Origin of the sequence: Brakhagea slesvicensis (assembly GCF_052161625.1) — a bacterium.
Lineage (GTDB): Bacteria > Planctomycetota > Planctomycetia > Pirellulales > Pirellulaceae > JBKCUI01.
The window spans coordinates 4,419,289-4,441,040 of record NZ_CP197412.1; the positions used below are offsets into that span (position 1 = coordinate 4,419,289).

The 21,752-nt window shown below is 54.0% G+C and carries 14 protein-coding genes, 1 tRNA gene and 1 pseudogene; 4 read left to right on the top strand and 12 right to left on the bottom strand.

All coding sequences use genetic code 11. The features are described 5' to 3' along the window. Positions 1-115 precede the first annotated feature (115 nt). Positions 116-1,540 carry a DUF1501 domain-containing protein gene (locus tag SH467x_RS16725; protein WP_482368248.1) on the top strand — a complete coding sequence of 475 codons (1,425 nt, stop codon included), beginning with the start codon at positions 116-118 and terminating at the stop codon, positions 1,538-1,540. Here SH467x_RS16725 and SH467x_RS16730 read toward each other — a convergent pair. Beyond that, on the bottom strand, positions 1,521-4,019 hold the full coding sequence (locus tag SH467x_RS16730; protein WP_482368249.1) for a DEAD/DEAH box helicase: 2,499 nt from the start codon (positions 4,017-4,019) through the stop codon (positions 1,521-1,523). The two genes, SH467x_RS16725 and SH467x_RS16730, sit on opposite strands and share 20 nt — an antisense overlap. Next, on the bottom strand, positions 3,977-4,507 hold the full coding sequence (locus tag SH467x_RS16735) for a type 1 glutamine amidotransferase domain-containing protein (protein WP_482368250.1): 531 nt from the start codon (positions 4,505-4,507) through the stop codon (positions 3,977-3,979). The genes SH467x_RS16730 and SH467x_RS16735 overlap by 43 nt, the downstream gene beginning before the upstream one ends. A 265-nt stretch (positions 4,508-4,772) precedes the next feature. Between SH467x_RS16735 and metF the strand changes: the two genes are divergently transcribed. Both metF and proC read left to right on the top strand, forming a co-directional pair. After that, positions 4,773-5,639: a methylenetetrahydrofolate reductase [NAD(P)H] gene (metF, locus tag SH467x_RS16740; RefSeq protein ID WP_482368251.1), complete on the top strand. Its 867-nt coding sequence runs from the start codon at positions 4,773-4,775 to the stop codon at positions 5,637-5,639. After that, the gene (proC, locus tag SH467x_RS16745) at positions 5,639-6,442 is read left to right on the top strand and encodes a pyrroline-5-carboxylate reductase (RefSeq protein WP_482368252.1); all 804 of its coding nucleotides are present in this window, start codon (positions 5,639-5,641) and stop codon (positions 6,440-6,442) included. The genes metF and proC overlap by 1 nt, the downstream gene beginning before the upstream one ends. Before the next feature lie 67 nt (positions 6,443-6,509). Here the strand turns inward: proC and SH467x_RS16750 are convergent, their stop codons facing one another. From SH467x_RS16750 to SH467x_RS16770, 5 genes are all read right to left on the bottom strand, one after another. Beyond that, positions 6,510-6,650, bottom strand: a complete 141-nt coding sequence (locus tag SH467x_RS16750) for a hypothetical protein (protein ID WP_482368253.1) — start codon at positions 6,648-6,650, stop codon at positions 6,510-6,512. A gap of 250 nt (positions 6,651-6,900) precedes the next feature. Continuing rightward, a complete protein-coding gene (locus SH467x_RS16755) occupies positions 6,901-7,476 on the bottom strand; it encodes a hypothetical protein (protein WP_482368254.1) in 576 nt (191 codons plus the stop codon). A 289-nt stretch (positions 7,477-7,765) separates the two neighbouring features. Continuing rightward, entirely contained in the window at positions 7,766-9,928 is a 2,163-nt protein-coding gene (locus tag SH467x_RS16760; protein ID WP_482368255.1) for an efflux RND transporter periplasmic adaptor subunit, read from the bottom strand. A 23-nt stretch (positions 9,929-9,951) separates the two neighbouring features. After that, on the bottom strand, positions 9,952-11,550 hold the full coding sequence (locus SH467x_RS16765) for an efflux RND transporter periplasmic adaptor subunit (protein WP_482368256.1): 1,599 nt from the start codon (positions 11,548-11,550) through the stop codon (positions 9,952-9,954). Between the two features lie 14 nt (positions 11,551-11,564). After that, positions 11,565-12,395 (bottom strand): efflux RND transporter periplasmic adaptor subunit, encoded by an 831-nt coding sequence (locus tag SH467x_RS16770; RefSeq protein ID WP_482368257.1) that lies wholly within the window; start codon positions 12,393-12,395, stop codon positions 11,565-11,567. A gap of 262 nt (positions 12,396-12,657) precedes the next feature. On the opposite strand from SH467x_RS16770, the gene SH467x_RS16775 reads away from it, so the two are divergent. Beyond that, a complete protein-coding gene (locus tag SH467x_RS16775) occupies positions 12,658-17,514 on the top strand; it encodes a DUF4011 domain-containing protein (RefSeq protein ID WP_482368258.1) in 4,857 nt (1,618 codons plus the stop codon). Between the two features lie 177 nt (positions 17,515-17,691). Here the strand turns inward: SH467x_RS16775 and SH467x_RS16780 are convergent. The 5 genes and pseudogenes from SH467x_RS16780 to tnpA form a co-directional block, all read right to left on the bottom strand. After that, positions 17,692-17,763: transfer RNA gene (locus SH467x_RS16780), tRNA-Cys, on the bottom strand. A 736-nt stretch (positions 17,764-18,499) separates the two neighbouring features. Then, positions 18,500-18,733 (bottom strand): hypothetical protein, encoded by a 234-nt coding sequence (locus SH467x_RS16785; RefSeq protein ID WP_482368259.1) that lies wholly within the window; start codon positions 18,731-18,733, stop codon positions 18,500-18,502. A 70-nt stretch (positions 18,734-18,803) separates the two neighbouring features. Further along, positions 18,804-19,193: a hypothetical protein gene (locus SH467x_RS16790; protein WP_482368260.1), complete on the bottom strand. Its 390-nt coding sequence runs from the start codon at positions 19,191-19,193 to the stop codon at positions 18,804-18,806. A gap of 900 nt (positions 19,194-20,093) precedes the next feature. Further along, entirely contained in the window at positions 20,094-21,080 is a 987-nt protein-coding gene (locus SH467x_RS16795; protein ID WP_482368261.1) for an IS66 family transposase, read from the bottom strand. Continuing rightward, positions 21,079-21,255 (bottom strand): annotated as a pseudogene (gene tnpA / locus SH467x_RS16800) (IS66 family insertion sequence element accessory protein TnpA); the annotation flags it as partial. The pseudogene tnpA and the gene SH467x_RS16795, both read right to left, overlap by 2 nt. Positions 21,256-21,752 lie beyond the last annotated feature (497 nt).

The following is a 21,752-nucleotide window of genomic DNA, read 5'->3' on the forward strand; positions in this document are numbered from 1 at the left end:
AGCTACAATGCACGCCCTGCCGTTGAGTAGCCCATCCCCTTCCTTCCTTCCTTCTCTGAAGACCGCAATGACTTCCTTCGTCCATGGAAGCCTAGCCGGTTCGGAGTTCCCGCCAATGTTATCCTTTCAAGGTCGATCTGCTAGCTTATGCGATGGTCTTTCTCGTCGTGAGTGGCTCAAGGTGGGAGGGATTAGCGCAGGAGCCTTGTCCCTGGCAGATTTGTTGCGAATCCAAAACGCCCAGGGGGCCGAACCATTGCCAGGAGACGCGCCGAAGCGACTGTCTGGATTTGGGCAGGCGAAACACTGCATCGTTCTCTTCCTTTTGGGCGGGCCACCACAGCATGAGACTTGGGACCCCAAGCCCGATGCACCCGAGGAGGTTCGAGGGCAGTTCGGATCGATCGAAACCGCGACACCTGGGCTGCGAGTCGGCGAGTTGATGCCTCTCACTGCCAAACTCACCGATAAGATCGCCGTACTAAGAGCTTTGGCGACCGACGACAACGCGCACTCCTCGAGCGGATACTGGATGCTGACCGGGCATCCCCATGCACCCAAGAATTCGGAAAACGCACTTCCCGGTGCGCCGAATAATTGGCCATCCATTGCAGCGGTCGTTCGCCATTTGAAAGGAGACTCGGGTGCATTGCCTGGTTCCGTTCGATTGCCAGAAGAAATTTGGAACACTGGCCGACTACTTTGGCCGGGGCAGGACGCTGGCTGGCTCAATAGTCAATCCGACCCTTGGCTTATCACTTGCGATCCCAACAAAGCAGACTTCCGAGTCCCCGATATTGCGCTGCCAAGTGATATTTCCAGCGAACGCTTTGCACAGCGCCGAGACTTTCTACATGCTCTCAATCGGCGTTTAGACCAAATTCAATCGCACTCTTCGGTGCAACGCTGGACCGCCTGGCAATCCAAGGCGGTGGAGCTGCTTCAAACTCCGGCCGCACAACGTGCATTCGCTTTGGACAAAGAGACGGAAGCCGTGCGAGATCGCTATGGAAGAAATCGGTTCGGCCAAAGTGTTTTGCTTGCGCGTCGTATGATCGAAGCAGGGGTGTCGCTCGTTCAAGTCAATTGGACACGATGGGAAAACGACGAGGATGTTGCGCCTGCTTGGGATTCCCATGCGAAACATAATGAGCGAATCAAAAACGCATTGATGCCGCCGATGGATCAAGCCTACTCCGCGCTTCTGGAAGATCTCGACCAACGAGGACTGCTCGAGGAAACCCTCGTCGTATGGGTCGGGGAGTTCGGTAGAACTCCGCGCTTTAATGCTGCGGGAGGTCGCGATCATTGGGGCCATGTATTCAGCGGAGCCCTCGCAGGAGGTGGCGTACGGGGCGGAACGGTCTTCGGTGCATCGGATCGTCAAGGTGCCTATCCCCTGGAGGGGCGAGTCGAACCACAGGACTTGGCAGCAACAATCTTCCACTGTCTAGGGTTCGCTCCGTCTACCGAACTACATGACCGATTCGGCAGGCCACTGGCAATTAGCAACGGAACACCTATTCAAGCGATTCTTTAGTCCTCGAACGCGGGTGAGGCCGTTTGCTTTCTCCCTGCAAGATCTCATCGGTCGATTCGGGATCCACGCTGCGGCAACATTCGACCAATCGATCGGCTAGCGCGTAGAGAGGATCTTCCCAGTCCTCTTGCTTGCTTTCTGATGGCGCGATCTGCGCGATCTCTTCGACTAGCAATATGAATCGCAGCACGTGCCGGAACAATAGCCCTTCGTGCTTCTGAAGCCCCCGTGCGACGATGTACTTGTTGAAATCACCACCGAATTCGAGCAACTCGCCAACGACCCAAACGCCACGTGTGAACACGTCGTGCACACCTGGAAATTCGTAATCGAAGACTCGCCGCAATTTCTCTGCGAGAACCAACGGCCGAGGGGGAGGCTCATCTCGGTTTTCCCATCGCCGGTAGCGCCCCTTCATCCCCCCCGCTTCGGCTTGGAGCTGCTCGGCGTCCGGTTCTTCCTCTTCATCCTCCGAACGCCCGGTGAGCTCGGCGGCGCTCGCAAGCCCCAGTGAGAGAAGTTGAGGATGCAAGATCGAGTGGGCAAGCGGTCCTGGCGGCAATTGATCCGGAAACGGGACGCGCACGATCTTGGCAATGTTCGCAGGCAACTCGAGAACGCTTTCGAGCGCTTGGATACGTTCCCCCTCGTCCGCGTACTGCAGCATATTGACCATGTAGAGTCCATAGATCGGGTTGATGCTACGAAGCTGCGAAAGATACGTTAAACGTTCGGTTGGTACGGCCATGTTCGGGCGGTACGATTCGAGGTCTAGGGGGATTGGTTCCTCTTCACTCACTGGAGACGTCGGCGCGTGAAGCTCCTCGTCTTCTTCCGATTCGGTTTCGGGAAGGTCGATATCGAGCCAGCGCGGTTTGGAGATCTTCTTCTCGGCAGCTGCAGGGATTGTTGTCGGTTGCAACGGCTGAGGTTTGGGTTCCAATTCGAGGAAGCCCGCTTTCCAAAGAGTAACGAGCATCCGATTGAGGTCCTTTTGACCCTTGGCAATTTGATCGGAGGTTTGCAATCTACGTCCGACCAGATCGCGAAGCGGCTGCACCTTCGAGTCGTTTAGAAGGAGATACGCTAGCAGTCGCCAGGGTAACATGCCCCGACTCTCGAGTTTGGCCGCCGGGGCAGTCCGCAGCTTCTCAAATTGCTCGCGAGTCCAATACGTCTCGCCCGCCCTCTTCGTCGGCATCTTCTTTTTGAGCTGCTTCTTGGCACGCAGTAGGTTGGGATCCTTGGTGTCCTCGGGAATCTGATCGTACTGCTGCTTCCATCGCAAGTGTTTCACGTCGTCTTCATGAGCGAGCACATAGACGAAGCCTTGCGTGTCGTATTGAGGGCGTCCCGCACGACCGAAGATCTGATGGGCGGTGCTAGGCTCGACAATCTTCTTCTTGCCGAACGGACCCTTGACGATGCTCGGCAAAATCACACTTCGGGCGGGGAGATTAATTCCTGCCGAAAGGGTTTCGGTACAAACGGTGACGCTGAGCAATTTCTCTTGAAAGAGCTGTTCGACGAGGCGGCGATACTTGGGCATGATTCCCGCGTGATGCACCCCGACACCGCGGATGAGGATCTGTTTGAGCTTGGGCCCTGCCCCTTTGGAGAAATCGAACGATTCGATTCGTTTGGTGATGATCGCCTGGCGCTCTTTGTCGATGAGCTTCTTTCCTTTTAGCAACTCCGAGACTTGCCAGCATTGCTCTCGATTGAAGCAAAAGACAAGCCCTGGGGTGCGACGTTTGGCTTCGTCTCCTTCTGCGATGCGTTCCAAATGTTCATCGAGGTAGGCATCGTCGACCCATTCGAATTGCAACGGAACCTTCCTCTCCGTTCCTTGCACGAGCTCTAGGTTACGACCGTGGGATCGAAAGAGCCAACTGCAGAACTCGACGCTGTTTCCGATCGTCGCCGAGAGAAGCATGGTTCGGACATGCTTGGGCATTAAACCGAGTGTCAACTCCCAAACGATCCCTCGCTCAGGATCATTGAACGAATGGAACTCATCCATGACCACCGATGCGACGTCTTCGAAGTTGTCATTTTCTTGCCCCATCAACCGATTGAGAAGGATTTCAGCGACGACGACCAGCACAGGCGCGTCAGGATTCACTCGTCGATTGCCTGTGACCAACCCGATCGAGTCGATGGGATAGCCCCATCGCAAAGCCGTTTGTTGGATCTCCAAGAGCTTTTGGTCGGTCAGGGCAATCAGCGGCGTTGTGTAATAACAACGCTTGCCCGTGCGCAATGCTTCATAAATGGCAGCTTCGGCAATGAGCGTCTTACCTGTACCGGTCGGAGCGCACACCAACACTCCTTGGTCGGAACTGAAGTAGGCGTAGATCGCTTCTTCTTGAACAGGGTAAGGTGTATACGCCAGCTTTTCGAAGTATTCTGCCGCAATATCGAGTCGATCGACGGTCATTGTTGGCAGATCACCTCGATCATCGCGGATGCGAACCACGGCAAATCATCGGGTTTGCGACTGCTTACAAAATGACGATCGACGACAACAGGAGCATCTTCCCAGATCGCACCTGCATTCTCCAAATCATCCTTGATCCCCGGTGACCCCGTTACCTTGACGCCGCGATAAACTCCGGCGGAGATTGCGAGCCAACCACCATGACAGATCGCCGCCACGCACTTCTGGCTCGCCGCGAACTCGGCGATGAGCGATTTCACCTTGGGCAACCTTCGGAGCCGGTCGGGCATAAATCCACCCGGTAAAAGGACCGCGTCGTAATCGGCAGCATGGGCCTGATCGATGGTGATGTCCGATTTGCAAGGGTATCCGTTTTTTCCCTCATAGACCTTTTGAGCCTCTTCTCCCGCGATCACAAATTCCGCCCCGGCTTCGATCAATCGGAGCTTGGGATACCAAAGCTCTAAGTCTTCATAGATGTCCCCGACGAATGCGAGAACTCGCCGGTTAACGAGAGGCTTTTGCATACGGTGTTTCCCTCAAGGAGTTTCTTCGGTTGGCAGGCGGTAAGGACAAACGACATCGGTTTTTCGCTTTTCTCGATTCGCGAGGGCAAAAGCAGGGTGAAGACCGCTTTGTCCACCGGAAGGGATCAACTAAACTAGGATTGTCCAAGTCAATCAGGCATAGGGACTCCCTTCCCCCCATGGAATGGACCTCAACGAGGTCGGATCCAGCGGAACCGGAAGGTAGGAATTCTATCGACAGTTCAACCGTTTGAGGAAAGTCTGGATGGGGCTTCGCGATTATTTTAGTTCTGGAAGAGGTCTTTCGTTCGAGCTTTTTCCTCCCAAGAGCGATGAAGGTGTCGACCAATTGCTGGTGACAGTCGGCGAATTGGCTGACTTCGCGCCGGATTTCTTCACCTGTACCTACGGTGCGGGGGGATCGACCAGAGGTCGAACCTTAGAGATTTTGGAGCGAGTGAAGAAGCAAACGAACATTCCTGTCGCTTCGCATTTGACCTGTGTCGGATCCACCGTGGACGAACTCCGCGACTATCTTCGCGCCGCAATCGCGATTGGTACGGACTACATCGTGGCCCTCCGCGGTGATCCTCCAAAGGGGGAAACGGTCTTCCAGCAAACCGAAGGGGGATTGTGCTATGCAAACGAACTGGTTGCGCTGATCCGCTCCGAGTTCAATCAACTGGGTATCGCAGTGGCAGGCTATCCGGAAGTACACCAAGAGGCACCCAACGCCGAAATCGACTTGGACAACCTTAAACGGAAAGTCGACGCAGGGGCGGACATTATCGTTACCCAGCTTTTCTACAATAATGCCGACTACTTCCGATTCGTCGACAAATGCAAAGCGAAAGGAATTGAAATCCCGATCGTCCCCGGAATTCTGCCCGTCACCAACTTGGCTCAAATCCAAAGGATCGCATCCCTCTGCAAAGCGTCGCTTCCTGAATCGTTTGTCTCCCGATTGCAGCACAATGCAGACCCGACCTGGCAATTCCAAGTCGGAGTGGAGTTCGCGCAGGCACAGGTGGATGACCTTTTGAAAAGAGGTGTCCCCGGCGTCCACTTTTACGTGCTGAACAAATCGCAAGCAACCTCCGAAGTTCTCAAAGCTCACTGGACCGTCGCCTGATGTCAAACACGATCGGATTTCTCGGTGGCGGTCAAATGGCCACGGCGATCGCCAAAGGGGTCATTGCTGCTGGGCTCGCAAAGACCTCCGACTTGGTGATCTATGAACCAAATGCCTCGCAGCAAGCCCGATTGCGCGAGCAGTTTCCCGGTTGCGTCATCCCCGAGTCAACCAAAGAACTATTCGATCAAGCCACCCGAGTCGTGCTGGCTGTCAAACCGCAAGTCCTTTCGGAGATCGCGATCTCGCTGAGACCTTACACTCGCAATGAACATTTGCTCGTGTCGATCGCAGCAGGCATCTCTCTCAAAAAGTTGGCGGATTGGTTTGAAAGCGAACGCGTGATCCGTGTCATGCCCAACACCCCCTGCCAAAGTCGACAAGGCGCGAGTGGAATCGCGGTGGGCAAAGGGGTTACCCCTCAGGACGCAGCCTGGTGCGACGCGATCTTCGGTGCCGTCGGGCGATTTGTTCGGTGCACAGACGATCAATTGCATGCTGTGACCGGGCTCTCCGGATCAGGACCTGCCTATGTTCTGATGATGATCGAGGCCCTGAGCGATGGCGGAGTTATGAGCGGCCTGAGCCGACAAACTGCCCTGGAACTGGCAGTACAAACGGTCTTGGGGGCTGCCACCATGGTGCAAGATACGGGAACCCATCCCGCGATCCTACGCGAGCAAGTCACCAGTCCGGCAGGTACAACAGCTTCTGCGCTCGCTGTCCTCGAACGAGCAGGGTTTCGAAGCGCCATCATCGACGCTGTCGTGGCTGCCTCCCAACGTTCGCGCGAACTGAGCTGAATCCGTCCTTCGACTCCAGATGACTCCAGATGACTCCAGGACGGCTACTCCGGATAACGTTAGGACACTACTCCGGATAACTTCGCGACGACTCTTCTTCGCCTCTTGGTGTGAACCCGGACGGCTTGTCTTCGTCATACCACTTTGCGAGAAAGTGCCAGACGGGGAATAAACAGAGGACGACAAGTATCCCTAGCCACCAGTACATGTTGCCAATCTCCTTTCGCAGCGGCCACCTCTGCGGATCGTGTTTTCTCCTGTCTCGGTTTTATGAACCAACCACTTGGTACATCCTGCCACTAACCTACCAAGGTTGAAGGTGCGAGTCGAATGGGCGCTGAATTTTCAAAATCGGCCCGCTTCCGAGGAGAAAGCCACCCTGAATGCAACAAGGCCGCTTGAAACGCGGCCTTGTAAGGGATTCGAGACAGGGCTGGGGGCAGCAAACCGAATCGTGACTAGCTAAGGTTGCTTGGGCGACGCGGCATCTTTCGAGGATAGGGCGGCTCGGACTTCTCGGGTGTAGACATCCCGTTTTCTTCTTCCCACTGCTGTCGCTCGCAATCGGTTGCGTAGTACTTCAACCAACATTCCATGTCGTTCTCCTCCAAGCAATGCCAGTGGAGATAGTTGCGATGGTCCGCGATACGCTTCTCGTAAGACGGGAGAATGTCTCTCGCAATGAGACAGTAAAGCTGCCGATCGCTGAGATGATCGGTCAAATCGAGGACAACACGTTGCTCATAAAGCGCTGCAATCGTTTGCCACAAGAGTTGGTGCAATTCTAAGTCGCATAACGATTCAGGATTGGGGAGCTTGAGCTCCGGCTCAAACCACTGGCTGATCGGAAGTGTAGGGGCTCGCTCCCAAGCCAAAATGGAGGCGAGAAACTCGTTCTCCTCCACCAATGACATCTGCCGGAGAGAGACTAAGTCAACCGATTCATCGAGGTAAGGCTCCAGCTCGTCGCGCAATTGAGCATTTCGGAGCAACAAATCAACTTCGCTTTCGATTGGCATAGGTACTTGCGACATTGCTTAGCACGCATTCTTGGAGAGCTGTGAGTCAGGTTGGTGCGAGGTCTCGATCGAGCAACTCGTCCCCTCCAATGTATCCATGACAAACTTGGGATTAAAGCTTTGACTTGAGCAAAAGACACGTTGCGATGAAGTTTTCGAAAACGTGAAAATCAGAAGCCGCATAATCGATACGTCTTACCACGCGAAGGCCCTACAATCGATACAACCGTCAAAGTCCAATGGGCTTTCGAGGTAGAATTTTCGAGCTTATCGTCGAAGCGGTTTGCGTGTCCGAATTTGTGTCCTATGCACGCGGATCGTCTCGAAACTGAAATTTCAAGGCTGCATCGATCCATCTCCAAAGCGATTGCCAACTGTTTTCTCGCTCGTGTTCGAGACGCAGCGAGCAATGAATGCCGGCCGGTGGAAGGCTTCGAGCCATGGTTGTGTTCCATGCGGATGACGTAGTTGACTTGGGCTTTATCGCAACGCGTACTTCCAATCGCGGTTTGTCGGTTTTGTATTCTTCCTTGCCTTGCTCGTCTTTCTCCGAGCGTACCGCAATGGGGCCTCCGAAGATACCGCCCAAGCTTGCGAAACTCAGTACGTCAGTCGATCGGGGGAGGACTTGAAGCACCGAGCCTTGCCAGCGCTCCCCATTCGATAGTCGGACCACCATCGGTTCCCCATTCGCACCGGAGACTCGTTCCCAAGCTTCTTGTGGAATGGTAGCGCGTACCTCAAGCTTGGTAGGATCGACCACTAATCCGATCGAGCTGCCTGATTCAAGGAAATTGCCCTTCAAATTCTGAGACGCTCGAATCATCAAGACACCGTCTCGCGGAGCCTTCACGATGAGTGATTCCAACTTGTCCTTCAACGACGTGCATTGGTAACGCAGTGCTTCCAGCACCGCTTCTTCAGCTTGTAGTTCGGACTCCTTTTTTTGCGCTCGAAGCATATGGCATCGTCGCTCGCTGGACTCTTTCATCTGCACCGCAATCTCGTATTCGATTTGCAATGCGGGATTCTCCATCCGAATGACTTCGTCCCCCTGCCGCACCCCCTGTCCATCGTGCACGAGAACATCTTTCACGAACCCCGAAGCATCCACTCGAAGCTCCGAGGGTTCGATGAAATCGACGCAGCCAGGCCAATAAATTTGCATGGGTGAGGGAAGAAAGCCAAGAACGATGACGCCTGCGAATAACACTGCGGCTCGTTTGCATTTTCGGGGATCAAGCTCCCGAAACTCCTTCAAGATCGCTCGCCATCCTATCGATGGTGTTGACGGCTTTCGTGTAACAAAACGGGGTACGATGAACCACAGCAAGGCAAAAGCGACGACTACGAGCATACCGAGACCGTCCCAAGCGACCCAGAGTCCCCAGCCCATCGTCAGCATCGTCAGCATACGCGATACCCAACTTGAGAGACCGTATAGCAACAACATTGGTGCAATAGGTGTGTTCCGGTCGGATCGAAAAAACATCCGACGTCCAATCTGCTTCACCGTGGCCTGCGCGTCCTGCCACAAGTTTGGACGCCCAATCAAATCGATCAAAATGTAGTAACCGTCGAATCGCATCAACGGGTTTCCGTTGAAGACGAGAGTTGAAAAGGTTCCCATCGTCACAATCGAGGCGCACAAGTACCGAAGATTGGATGACTCGAGCGTGCAAACGCCGATCGCTGCGACAGCGGCAATCGTCCATTCGAAAAGCATCCCCGATGCGCTGACGAGAATCCTAGACCAGCGATTGTCAATCCTCCAAACGCTGGTGACGTTGACATACGGAGATGGGGCGAAAAACATAAACCCAATCCCAGCAGAACGTGGCTTGGCCCCGACTCGCGTGCACGCGACGGCATGCCCTAATTCATGCACCGTTTTGAGGACTACCCACGCAAGCAATAGCCACCAATAGCTACCCGGTACAAAGAGCTCCGTACTCAGAGATGTGATCGTGTGAAAGTCTGTAATCGCAAAACTGATCCCGATCCCCCAGACCAACGCGGCAACACAGGCGGAGGGAATGGAAAGCAACCAAAGCAAAGGTTTTGTAATCGCTTCGAGTTGCTCCGAATTCAAAATCGGGATACGAAAAAAGCTTGGGTCAAAAAGCTTTGGAGGAGGCTCACCAATCGCAGGCTCGAGCGATGCGACGGGCGATTCCTCGTCAGTTCGTTCTAAGATGCCAGCTTGCATAAGCCAGACGAGAGTTTTTTGAACCTTACCAGGGTCTTGCGCTCCGATGACGCGACTGTGTTTGCGTCCGATCGCGACGGCTTCCTGCAACCGCCACTCTCCATCGAGAAGTGCGCATAGCTCGTATTCGAGCGGACCTAAACGCCAAAACTTTTCATGCCGCAGATCCTCCGCGACATATCGCACACCTTGACGAGTCGATAAACAATGGAATGTCACCTCAGGTCGAAGGCGAACAATAGGATTTTTGTTAGTCATGGATTCCGGTCTCCTGCATCTGGCTACCAGACCCACTGGTTAAGGAACCATCGATAGGGACGAGAAAACAGGAGCCATCCGACGGATCGCCAGCCTGCCGTGATCTGCGCACTAGCTTTCATGCCGGGTCGCAATTCGAAGTGAGGATCGCTGATCACCACATCAGCAACAAAGATCGCTTGTGTATCTTCGATCTTCGCGCGGGGTTCGATGCGGCCAATCTCACCAACAAACGTATGGCCTCCCGATACATCTGTACGGATCGCAACGCGATCTCCTACCGTGATTTGTCCCAGATCTTGTGCTGACAAATGCACTTCCGCTGTCATCGATTCCAGCTTTGCAATTTCAAATAGATTTTGTCCGAGCGTTACAGGCATGCCAACACTCTTCTGCCAATCCCCTTGCACGATCACCCCCTCGGTCGTCGCTCTCACTTCGAGCCGCTGCAATTGATCGCGAAGATTGTGAATCTTGGCCTCTGACTTTTGTATCTCCACCTTTGCAAGCCCCAGTTCACCGGACGATTTTGATGCCATCGCCGAATTGAATTTCTTCTGTGCTCCCTCCAACTCCGCTTCCGCAGTTGCGAGCTCACGCTTCATCTCTTCGCCATCCAGACTGGCCAACAACTGGCCTGCCTCAACTCGATCCCCTGGTCGTACCAGGCATTTCGCGATACGGCCTTCTACGGGACTAGGAACAAACTGCTTGAATTCCGGCTCGAAAATACATTCCCGTTTGGGGTAATAGGGAACCGGGCACAAGAGACTTAATACCGCACAGATCGCGGGAATCGCAAAGGCTCGAGGGTGCGATTTGATCCAGTCCGCTCGATGAAACCAACGAATGGCCCACTTGCATCGTTTGATGAGATACCAAGCGTCGAGCTCACGCTCTAACCGTACCAACCTCGCTTCTGTGGGTTGATGCTCCACAATCTGCGCCAATCGAATCTTCTCTTCGGCGTTGATCGAAGCATCCGCAATGAGCATGGCGATGCCTGAGGAATGACGGAGTCGCCAGACGAACGCGAGAAGTGGTCTCTTCGTGATTTGACTCAACCGATTGAGGTTGACGCAAAAAGAGTTGCTGCCCGAAGCAGGCGTGGTGGGATCGTCCTCGGAATCGTTTGCAGCGATGCTGCTCACGGACAAGAGAACGCTCGAATCGAGAATGGCTTGCTTCGCAATCTTGGTCAGCATCCCGGACTGCAATCGCAACGGTACACTGTCAAAACCTTTGAAATAGCTCTCCAATATCTTTCCCGTCGCATTCACCAAAACGAAACCCACGGCGGACTCAAAGACCTGGCTCGCACTAGAAAGCCATCGGTCCAGGAAATTGGGATCCATGGGGTCCAACCCTGGAGGCGTCGGCGAAGGGGATGCGACCCCATTCGCCATTCTATGGACTCCGGTTTCTCTTTCATCCAGTTGCGAACCAACAGCTAACTCTCGCAGAATCTGCTCGCTCGCATCGAGGGACTCCTCGAGCAACGCACCGGCATTGGATAGCTGACTGAGCGTTGAATCGACGTCGATCAATGTCGAGCACAGATCGGAGGATGGATCTTGACAGGACTCTGCGCCCTTTTTTCGGAATGAGAGAGGATCGGTCATCTTCGAATCTCCATCTAAGGCAGTACGAGCTCGCAATGAGCGGATCGAATGGATAGATCAGGATTCTCGATCAAAACGGTCATCACGATGGTTCTCCCCTCCGCACTGGCAAATGGAGATAGATACTCGATCTTTCCCGAAACGACGGAATGGCTCGGTAGCCTGATCTCCGCTTCGACACGGTTTCGAAATTTGTCGGCCAACTCCTCCGGTAACATGAACGTGGCTCGTAATCGGGAGACGTCGATGAGACGAACGAATGAAGGGGAATTGCTCGCAATGTACTCCCCTTCCCCACGAAAGATCTCGTCGATCAATCCATCGTGTGGAGCTCGAATGGTGCGATCTTTGAGTGAGACCATGGCCTTTTCACGACGGACCTTGGCGATCTGCTTAGACTCCTCCTGCGCGCGGAGCTTCGCCGCCGCAATTTCCCACTCCATGACATAGCGTTCCAGTTCTCTCGGGCTCGCCTTTCCATCCTCGACGAGCGCTTGGGTGACAGCCACTCGCTTCTCGTTGAATTGGACTTCCTTGCGGGCGGTTTCGATCATTCCTGTTGCCAAAGCGTCAGCTTCTGCCTCTTTCAACGCCACCTTCTGCTGCTCATCGTCCAAACGTCCAAGAGGCATTCCCGTGACGACTGTTTCGCCTCGCTTGACGAAGATTTCTCGCACTAATCCGATTTCCGCCGTCGCGACCTCCGTGACCCGATAAGGCTCCAACCCGCCCTGGGAATCAATGGAGGATGTGTTCCTCGAAATCACAGACTGCGACAGAAGTGGCTCGATAGGGAGGATAATGGCGAATAGCAGCGCGAGCGTTTGGAGGCAATGTGAACGCATGGCGAATTCGGTGAATGGAAATCAAAACGGACTCTAGGCCCTATGCCTAAAAATTTGTCCAACCAACAATGTCACCGAAATCGAGTCCAGTCTTCCTATTCCTCAAACTTTCACAAAAAGGACGTTCCTGTTATTTCGGTTATACCAATCGTAACGTCGATGGTGCCTCCTCTTACGCAATCCACACCCTGGTTACGATGCGGGCCGACTTCGAAACTCCGATGCACCCACAAAGCCAATACACCAACCGAAGCTCATCACTATGACTGAAAACGCGATCGACATTCGAAGCGAACTGCTGCGTTTCCAATCCAAACTGCTCGACCTGAGCCTCCGCAATCCGCTGCTGAACTACAAGATTCGGAAACGAAAGACGGTCCTGCTCGAAGGCCAACAACCCGATACCGTTTTCCATCGATTGGTCGAACAGTTCAGACCGATGAAAATCAACCCGCTTTCAGTCGATAGCGAACAGGAACACCTCCATACCCCTTACCAAACCGAGGAGTTGGAGGATTTGTTGAGAAGTGTTTCTCGCGATGCAAAGACAATCATCGAAGAGACGGGTATCAACTACCTGCATCTCGCAGTCGGATTCCTGAAATGGAAAGAGGAAGCTCCCACCACGGACGAATATCGCCTTGCTCCAATCCTCCTGGTCCCCGTCGAAATTCGTTCTCGAGTTCAACCATCTGGCGAACTCGAATATTTTGTAGCTTGGGATGAAGACGATGTGCAGACCAATCCCAGTCTGAGAAAAAAATTGGAAACCGACTTTCGCCTCACACTCCCCGATCGGTCGGAGGATGAGACGCCCTCCGCATTCTTCGCCTCTATCCAACCGGTATTACAAAGCAAACCAGGTTGGCAAATTACGGAGACCATGCTCCTCGGGTTCTTCTCGTTTCACAAACTCTCTATGTACGCGGATATCCATCCTGAGAATTGGGAACGGACGGATGCTCTAAAATCGGACGCACTCCCCTATCGACTGATGGTGGGATCCATCGGAAATGCCCAGCCATCATTGTACGCAGAAGATTATGCGATCGATGCGCACCGCTCGGCCTGTCAGATCGAACTCCCTCTCGATGCCGATAGCTCTCAACACTCCGCAATCGCCGATATCTCGGAAGGAAAGAGCCTGGTCATCGAAGGACCACCAGGGACAGGTAAATCGCAGACCATTGCCAACGCCATTGCGCATGCGATGAACCAGGGGAAACGAGTCCTGTTTGTTGCTGAAAAACTCGCGGCCTTGGATGTTGTCGCCAAACGCTTGAACAGCATCGGGCTTGGAACATACTGCCTGGAAATGCACGGACATTCGGTTGCACCGAAGTGTGTCTTCGAGTCGCTCGCAACGCGATTGAACTGCCCATCTCCATCCCCCAATCCACTATTGTCCAAGACACGCGAACAGATCCAGAGCGCAAAAGAGACAATCGAGTCTTATTTGAATTGGACAAACCAAGAGTCGGGGCCCTACCGCGAACCACTTCATGAATTGTTGTGGCGCATGATTCCCTTGCGACAGCAAGGGCTGGTGTCATTACAATCCACCGAATTGGATCTAAACCTCTCGCGAGAAGAGTTGGACGAGTGCAAAACGGCTCTAAACGCGTTCGCTCGCACTGCCAATGAATTCGGGTCCCCGTCACAGAGCGAATGGTTTGGATTCTTTCCAGAGGATTTCTCTGCCTCCCGATTGACCACTGTCAAAGAATGCATTTCCCAACTGCGAGCTCTGGCACATTCCATCGACGAAGAACGGCGAGCTCTCGATAATCTTCTTGGTTCTCGCAACCGATCGAATCTCTTTTTAAGCGACCCGCCGTCGGATCGCATCCAAGAACTCGGAGCTTCCTATAAGCAAGGTTCGGGAATCGCATGGGAAACTCTAGTCGATCCGGAATTGCAATCGATCGCTTTGGAAATGGAAGGTTGCGTTGGAACCATGGTTCGATGCGAAGCGACGCTAGATCGGATCTGGCCGCTATGGAAAGAATACAGGGACGACGACTCTAGAATCCCCAACGACTTCGCTCTGGAGCTATTAAGACGATTCGATCCCTCTGCTCCTGTTCTCACCTTGGAGGCCGTTGAAAGCTGGGTGTCGACGACGCGCTCGATTCAAGAAAGGCTGCAGAATCATGTGCAGACCATTTCTGACGTGATCCAAGAGCCATTGGAGCGGATCGATGAGTCGATTCGAAAGGCCAAGATGCTGGCCTTGCTGGGGGAACCCGTCTGGAACGGTCTCGAATCAATTCCACAAGAATGGTTCCTCGAATCTACGAGGAGATCCATCGCTGCTGCTCTTGAAACAAACCAGCAACTGCAAACGAGGCGGCGAGAACTGGAAAAACACTTTCAACTCGATAGGACTCCTCATGTGGACGAGTTGAGACGCTTGCTGGAGTCGCTGAAACAATACTCGAGTCGTTGGTGGCGACTTTTGGACTCCACGTATCGCACAACCCTTCAGACCATCCGAGGTTTTGCGAGCTTTCCTAGGTTTTGTGGCATCTCTCGCATGATCCATTCGTTGGAATTGCTGAGGTCGTTTGAGGTGGAGCGAATCGAGTTCGCTAACCGACCAGAATGGATGCGATGTCTTGGATCGCTCTATCAAAAGGAGGACACCGATTGGGATCTGGTCTCCCAAATCTGGGAGCGAGTGGCTCGTCTGCAATCGTTTGGTGCCGATGCAAATCAAGCGAATCGATTTCGCTCACTGCAATCCAGAATACAAGAGAAAATGGATTGGGAGGAATTCCTCCGAGCATGGGATCAATGGAGCCTTCAATTTGATTCCCCCATCGCAATGCGACTTGTCTCTCCCAATACATCCTTGAGCCAAGGGGGCTGGAAACAAGCGGATCATCAACTGGCGCAGTGGGGGTTGGGCATTCAGCAATTGGCTGCATTTGCCAACCTCGCAGGTGTCGGAAAGTCCTCTCCCATTTCGGAACTCGAACAGATTCTTAGCAATTGGACCGAGCGTCGCAACGCTTGTGAACGCGCATCGGTTCTTTCCGAGTCGCAGGATCCCAAACGACATTTGATATGGAATTATGTTCGATACCAAGGAGGTTCGATCGCGAGGGAGATTGAGTGGCTCCGTGATTTCCAAGCCCTCGGACTCGGAATGGATGCCATTCGCCAACTCGATCGAATGGGCGCGGAGCGGCTTTGCGAATCCCTTTGTCGGATAGCATCGGAAGTGGCAACCGCGACAACTCGGTGGAATGAGATCCGCGGGCTCATCGGAACCACATCGGAAATGAACCCGGGTTGGGCACATTGGTCCAAGCCACATGAACAAGACTTAAAGGGGGAGTTGAACGACGATCTCATCGGGCCCATGGACCGCCTCGAATCTCAGATCGAACGACTCGAAGCTTGGTTTGGAGTTTGCCGAACCATTGCTCGATGCAAACGAAGCCAATGCGACGCCTTCGTGTGGAAAGCTTTCGAACAAGAACCCATTTCGGAACAACTGGGGGATGGGTTCGAACTGACGCTTCTCGAGCGGATTGCAGAGGCTGCCGTTTCCGATTCGACATGGGGGCAAAGGTTTACTCGCACCGAACTTGAGGACGCTATCGCCGCTTATCAGAAACACGACCTCGCGTTTCAGGCGCTCAAGTCCCAAGATATACAGAGGAATCTCATCCAGCGACCCGTTCCAATCGGTACGAATCGAGGCCGGGTCGGCGAGTTTACAGAGCTTGGACTGATCAAGCATGAAGTCAGCAAGAAACTGCGACACTGCAAGATCCGCGACCTGATGTCCCGAGCAGGAAACGCCGTGCAAGCGTTGAAGCCTTGTTTCCTGATGAGCCCTCTATCTCTCGCCCGCTATCTTCCTGCCGAGTCGATTTCCTTCGATCTCGTCATCATGGACGAAGCCTCGCAGATCAAGCCGGAAGATGCCATCGGTGCTATTCTTCGCGCCAAGCAACTTGTGGTGGTGGGAGATCCAAAACAATTGCCCCCTACCCAATTCTTTGACCGCCAGATTGCTGAAGACGAGGAAGCGGACCAAACGCAATTCGATCGTGCTGAATCGATTTTGGAAGTGGCCATGCGAGCATTCCAACCTTGTCGCCGATTGCGATGGCACTATCGCAGCCAGCACGAGCACTTGATTCGTTTTTCCAACGACCAATTCTATGACGGAGATTTAGTCGTCTTTCCTTCCCCCAAAGGCCCGGATGCGGGTTATGGAATTCGCAGCCACTTTGTCGAAGATGGTCGATTCTCTCAAGGAATCAATGAGCGAGAAGGACAAGTAATCGCGCAGGCAATTGTCAATCATGCATGGGAACATTCGGATGAGTCTCTCGGGGTCGCAGCATTCAATCAAACACAAGCCGAATGGATCGATGACCAAGTTGCCATGATTTGTCGACGAGACCCTCGCGCAGCCGAAGCCGTGGCTCGGCTGAGTGACCGCCATGACGGACTCTTTATTAAGAATCTAGAGAGCATCCAGGGGGATGAGCGGGACGTGATGTTTCTTTCGTATACGTACGGACCAGATGTCACGACGGGCAAAGTGTTCCAACGATTCGGCCCAATCAACTTCGATGCGGGGTGGCGCCGATTGAATGTTTTGGTAACCAGGGCAAGAAAACGGATGGAGGTGTTCTCGTCCCTTCGCTTCGATCAAATCGCTGCCGGCGGGAATACAAGTCGCGGTGTCCGCGCGCTGCGTGACTTCCTCCAGTTCATCCAATCCGATTTTGCCGTCGACCGCACGACACCCCTGTCGCGATACCCCGAGACTCCTTTGGAGCAAGCTGTCGCGAGCGTAGTCCGGTCGATGGGGTTAGAACCTGTCTTCCGCGTCGGAGTTTCGGGCTGCTTCCTCGATGTGGCGGTGCGGCACCCCAATGCTCCAACCGAATACTTGATCGCGATCGAATCGGATGGGACCGGATATCGCGAGGCCAAATCCGCTCGAGATCGCGACCGCATTCGCAATGAGGTACTCCAAGAACGTGGTTGGCCGGTCCATCGTATTTGGTGCGTCGATTGGTTTCTCCACCAGCCGGCAGAAGAAGCCCGTTTGCGAAAAGCGATCGGCCGACAGTTAGCCATCGCTTCCTAACAATTCTCGGCCCGGTCGGTGTCCCTAAAACAAGGCCTTGGAGTGTGTCTCTGCTTCAAGTGCCGCTGATTCGTGAGCCCCAGCTTGGGGGAGACCCCAACGTGACACGCAAAAACCCCGTCTTAACACGAAAAAACCCAGCGCCAGCTTGAAAGCTAGCACTGGGTTTTTGGAGAGAGGCTCCGGTGGGAGTTGAACCCACGATGGCGGATTTGCAATCCGCTGCCTTAGCCACTTGGCTACGGAGCCGAGCAATGAATTTGCAGGGTTTTTCGATACTTTTGAGTGGGACCGTTTTAGGGTTACACTCCACATCACACTCGCAACCACTTCGTTGGAAGAGTGTTGAGCCGATGTGTTCCGTACCGACGAGGAGTGTAACCGATGAACAAACCCCTGATCAAGCCCAGTCCAGATTTTCCTTTGACGCCCCACAAGATGGGCTACTGAGTTAAGCGTATCAACGGCAAACAGTACCAATTTGGAAAACGGTGGGCGACCCCAACCGAGGCTTTGCAGGAGTACGTTGCAATTGTCGACGACCTTCGAATGGGGTCGACCCGAAGCCAGACGATGGCGGCTTGAAGCTTCGGGACGCTTGTGACGCATTCTTGCGCAGTCGACGATCCAGGCATGATGCGGGCGAGCTCTCTAAGCGGTCACTCCAAGACTATGAACAGGAGGTCGAGTGGATGATTGGGATCCTGGGGCCCGGGATACCGCTCGGTGCGATGCGATCTGCGCACTTCACAAAGCTGCGACATGCGATGACAGGGTACGCAGTACACACGACGGGGAATAAGATTGGACGCATTCGAGTGCTATGCAAGTACTTCTTCGACACAGGGGTGATATCGATTCCAATCAAATTTGGCCCTGACTTTGTCCGGCCAAGTAGATCTGTCATGCGCCGAGATAAGGCGTCGAAGCCCAAGAAGCTATTTAAGCCTGATGAGATCCACAGAATACTCGAGGCAGCGAACCCTCAGTTCAAGGCGATGACGGTCCTAGGGGTGTTTGCGGGGTACGGGGTAAGCGTACGCTTACCCTCCTCAGGACAAATGATCTTCGCCGATGCCGAGATACGTGGAAGAACATGAAGAAGATCCAGGATTTCTACTTTGTCCCATCCCTCTTGGTACGCTGCTTCGCAGTTCCAGAGAGACGGTTGACCGTCGTGCATCACAACGATTGTTTGCCCCCGCTTATACCGACACATAGTGTGTGAGCGTACACGACGCTCTCTGAGATTTTCTCGCGGGTAGGGTTGCGTCGTGGCGCTCTGTTCGCTAGTTCGATTTGCGAAGCTGATTTCGCGTTCGACGCTTCGCAGCTTGGGCCGTTGCGTTATCAGCCTTATCGCGACGCTCCTGCTCCCGATAGGTGCGCACAGCTTCCGGGTGCTCTGCCTTCCAGCGATCCGGTAGCAGCTCCTCCACGCGCGCTGTCCCTCGTAGCAAGTGTGTAATCACACTCTCCAAGTACATCCCAATGTCAATCTCCTGACGCTGCGCACTGGCAACCAGACTCATGAGGCTTGCATTGCGTATCCCGGCTCGCATGCTTCCGACGAACAGTGGTGTAGGCCCGGGAGTCTCACCCGGGCCCCAACCCCAAACCGGACGTGCAAGCTTTCCCTGCATCCGGCTTTCCAGAGTGTCTTGATGACTTCGCGCCATGCTTCAACTTGTGGCATCGCAAACATAAGGTCTGCAAGTTAAACAAGTGATTGGCCTGAGCGAAATTGGCGAAACTTTGCCGCGGGAACGAACAAGCACTCGGTCGCACGCCGCCGCAATCCATTGCGGTTGGTGCATCAGGTCCATCAGGCCGCGGACTCTTCCTTCGTACGGATCGACGGGGAAGAGAGGCGTACTTGATTCCCGGAGACTCCGATGTTGCTTGGACTGTTCCCACAATCTTCTTTGGACAACTTCCACGTTCATCGAGAACCCTCCCGATTCCCGGTTCGGCGTTCGATCAGAGATCGATCACTTTCCCGGTGCAACGCTTCCGCGTTCCAAAACGACACTACCTGTCGCCCTTCGCCATGCAATTGGCTTTCCCAATATCGGACTACTACGGCGACTCCGCCACTCGCTGGCCTCATAGGTGAAATCTGTCTCGGCGCGGGCCGAGGTGATTGCGCGATCACCCTACTCCAGCGAGCTTCCCTGGTTCCCTTGTTGGTACTCAAGCATCCGCGTTTAGGTTTCGACGTTCTTACTCCCAACAGCGGTCCGCTGCTCCTTCGAAACATCACTCGATAACTGATCACTCGAGCAACTTCCACGATCGTTACCGATCGCTTGGACCGTTCGCCACTGGCTAAGGTGTTCAGTCGTTCCGAATCATCTCCTATTCCGGGCTTCCACCTCCGGACAGTCTCAGTGTTAGCAGAGATGAGGGCGCAATTTCCCGAAGGAGTTCGTCGATTTCTGAAAGTAACCATGCACGGACTCTATCTAGCAGAACTACCACGGCTTTGAGACTTTACCTGTGTCCCACATTCTCGGGAGAGCTATTTCGCCGACAGACTCACGCAGTCAGTCAACTTACTCCCTAGATACAATGACCGATCAGACGGCCACGGTTCTTCGAACATTACCAACAAGGCCTCCTGAGCCTAGTAATCGTCCCGATGTTCGGCTCAGTACATCAGGCGCACGCCAGTTCTTGCGCCCAATCGCGACTCGCTTCATGAGCCTTTCGACTTGATTGTTGTCGATCGGCAGGCGGCCGTCGGTGGCGTATACGCATAACGCATCCCAGTGGTTGCGCACATAGTTGAGCGCGCCACCAAGCTTGCTCGCAGGTAACACGCTTCGTGCCAACGGGCCATCGAGCCAGTCGCGGAGTCGATCGAGTATCATTCGCGATTCTTTGGCTCGCAGTTCTCCTCGTGCTTCATCGCTCCACTGCGCGCAGCGACGCTCGATATCGTAAAGCTGGTTCATCAGCGCAAGAGGGAGCGATGCGGCTTTCTGATCGTTGGATTGATGTTCGTAGACATGACGGCGCGCATGCGACCAGCACGCCATGCGGGTCATCTTCGACCCGGGCGCAAGAATCACGCTCATGTTGCCCGAATAACAGTCTGCCATCACATGCCCGGTATACCCTTCCAAGTATTCTGCAGGTCCATCGCGATGCCGCGAGACTCGGAAGTCGAAGAGATCATAAGGAGCTGTTGTGTCGAAGCCGGAGTAGCCCCACATTTTGGCATCCAGGCTATCTTTCTTTTCCTTTTGAGCCTCCTTCATCTTCTCAAGGAGTCGCTGTATTCGGGAGTCTTGCAGAGCCTCCTTTTCGTCGGGTATCTCCTTGGGCATGATCAGCTTGACGTGCGTGTCATCAAGCCCCAAGCAACGAGAGGCCATGAGTCTGGCTCGCATCGCTTCGATCAGCCTTTCCGAAACATCATGAGTTAGATCTGCCAAGTAATCTAGAGTGGATCGACTTGGGGTCCACCCTGACGAGGCGAACATGTCTTGGAGGCGGTAATAGCACGCCGTTTGGGAGCTTGATTTCGATCGCAGAGTCGCCAGCATCCACGGATTGAACACGCAGGAACGCTGGCTGGACCGGATCCTTGCCAAGCTTGCGCTTCCAGTTATAGAAAGTTGGAACGGAACAACTGATGGAATCGCAGAATTGGGTTACGGTAAGTCCTGAGCGGTCGAAATCCGCGAGATGCTGCGCCCATCGTTGGGAGCGAGAAGCAGAAGATGGTTGTGCCAAGATAGGTTCCTTGCGTACGAGTGAAAACGTTGATCGTACGCAGAAAACTACACGACAGAAACCGACCAGGTCGGGAAAATCAAGAACCGGTCAGTGTACGCTCACGCACGCGAGACAGACCAGCAGGGTCAAGATGAACCAACCACGACCACGCGGAATCTCCGGTCGCAATGGCCGACTTATTTGTAAGCGTACGGCAGCACCAGTCGTTTCAACCCCGGCGTGGTCTTGGTTTCGGTTGTAGTGTTCGGTAGCGGTGGCCATGGTGACTGCCGCGTTCAACCGTTGGAGCACCGAACATGACGCGCTATACTTCTATAATACAGCCCCGGGGCGTTTCGCCTCGATCGTCTTCGACGATCCGGTCTAGCATCTCTCTGTTTTGCCGCAACGCGAAGACCAGCCTTCACGTCATTTGCTAATGGTGAAAGAAGCTTAAAACGAGCCTTGTAGTCCCGAAACCTAACGATCCTTCGACCCGATTGCCAGACGTTGAA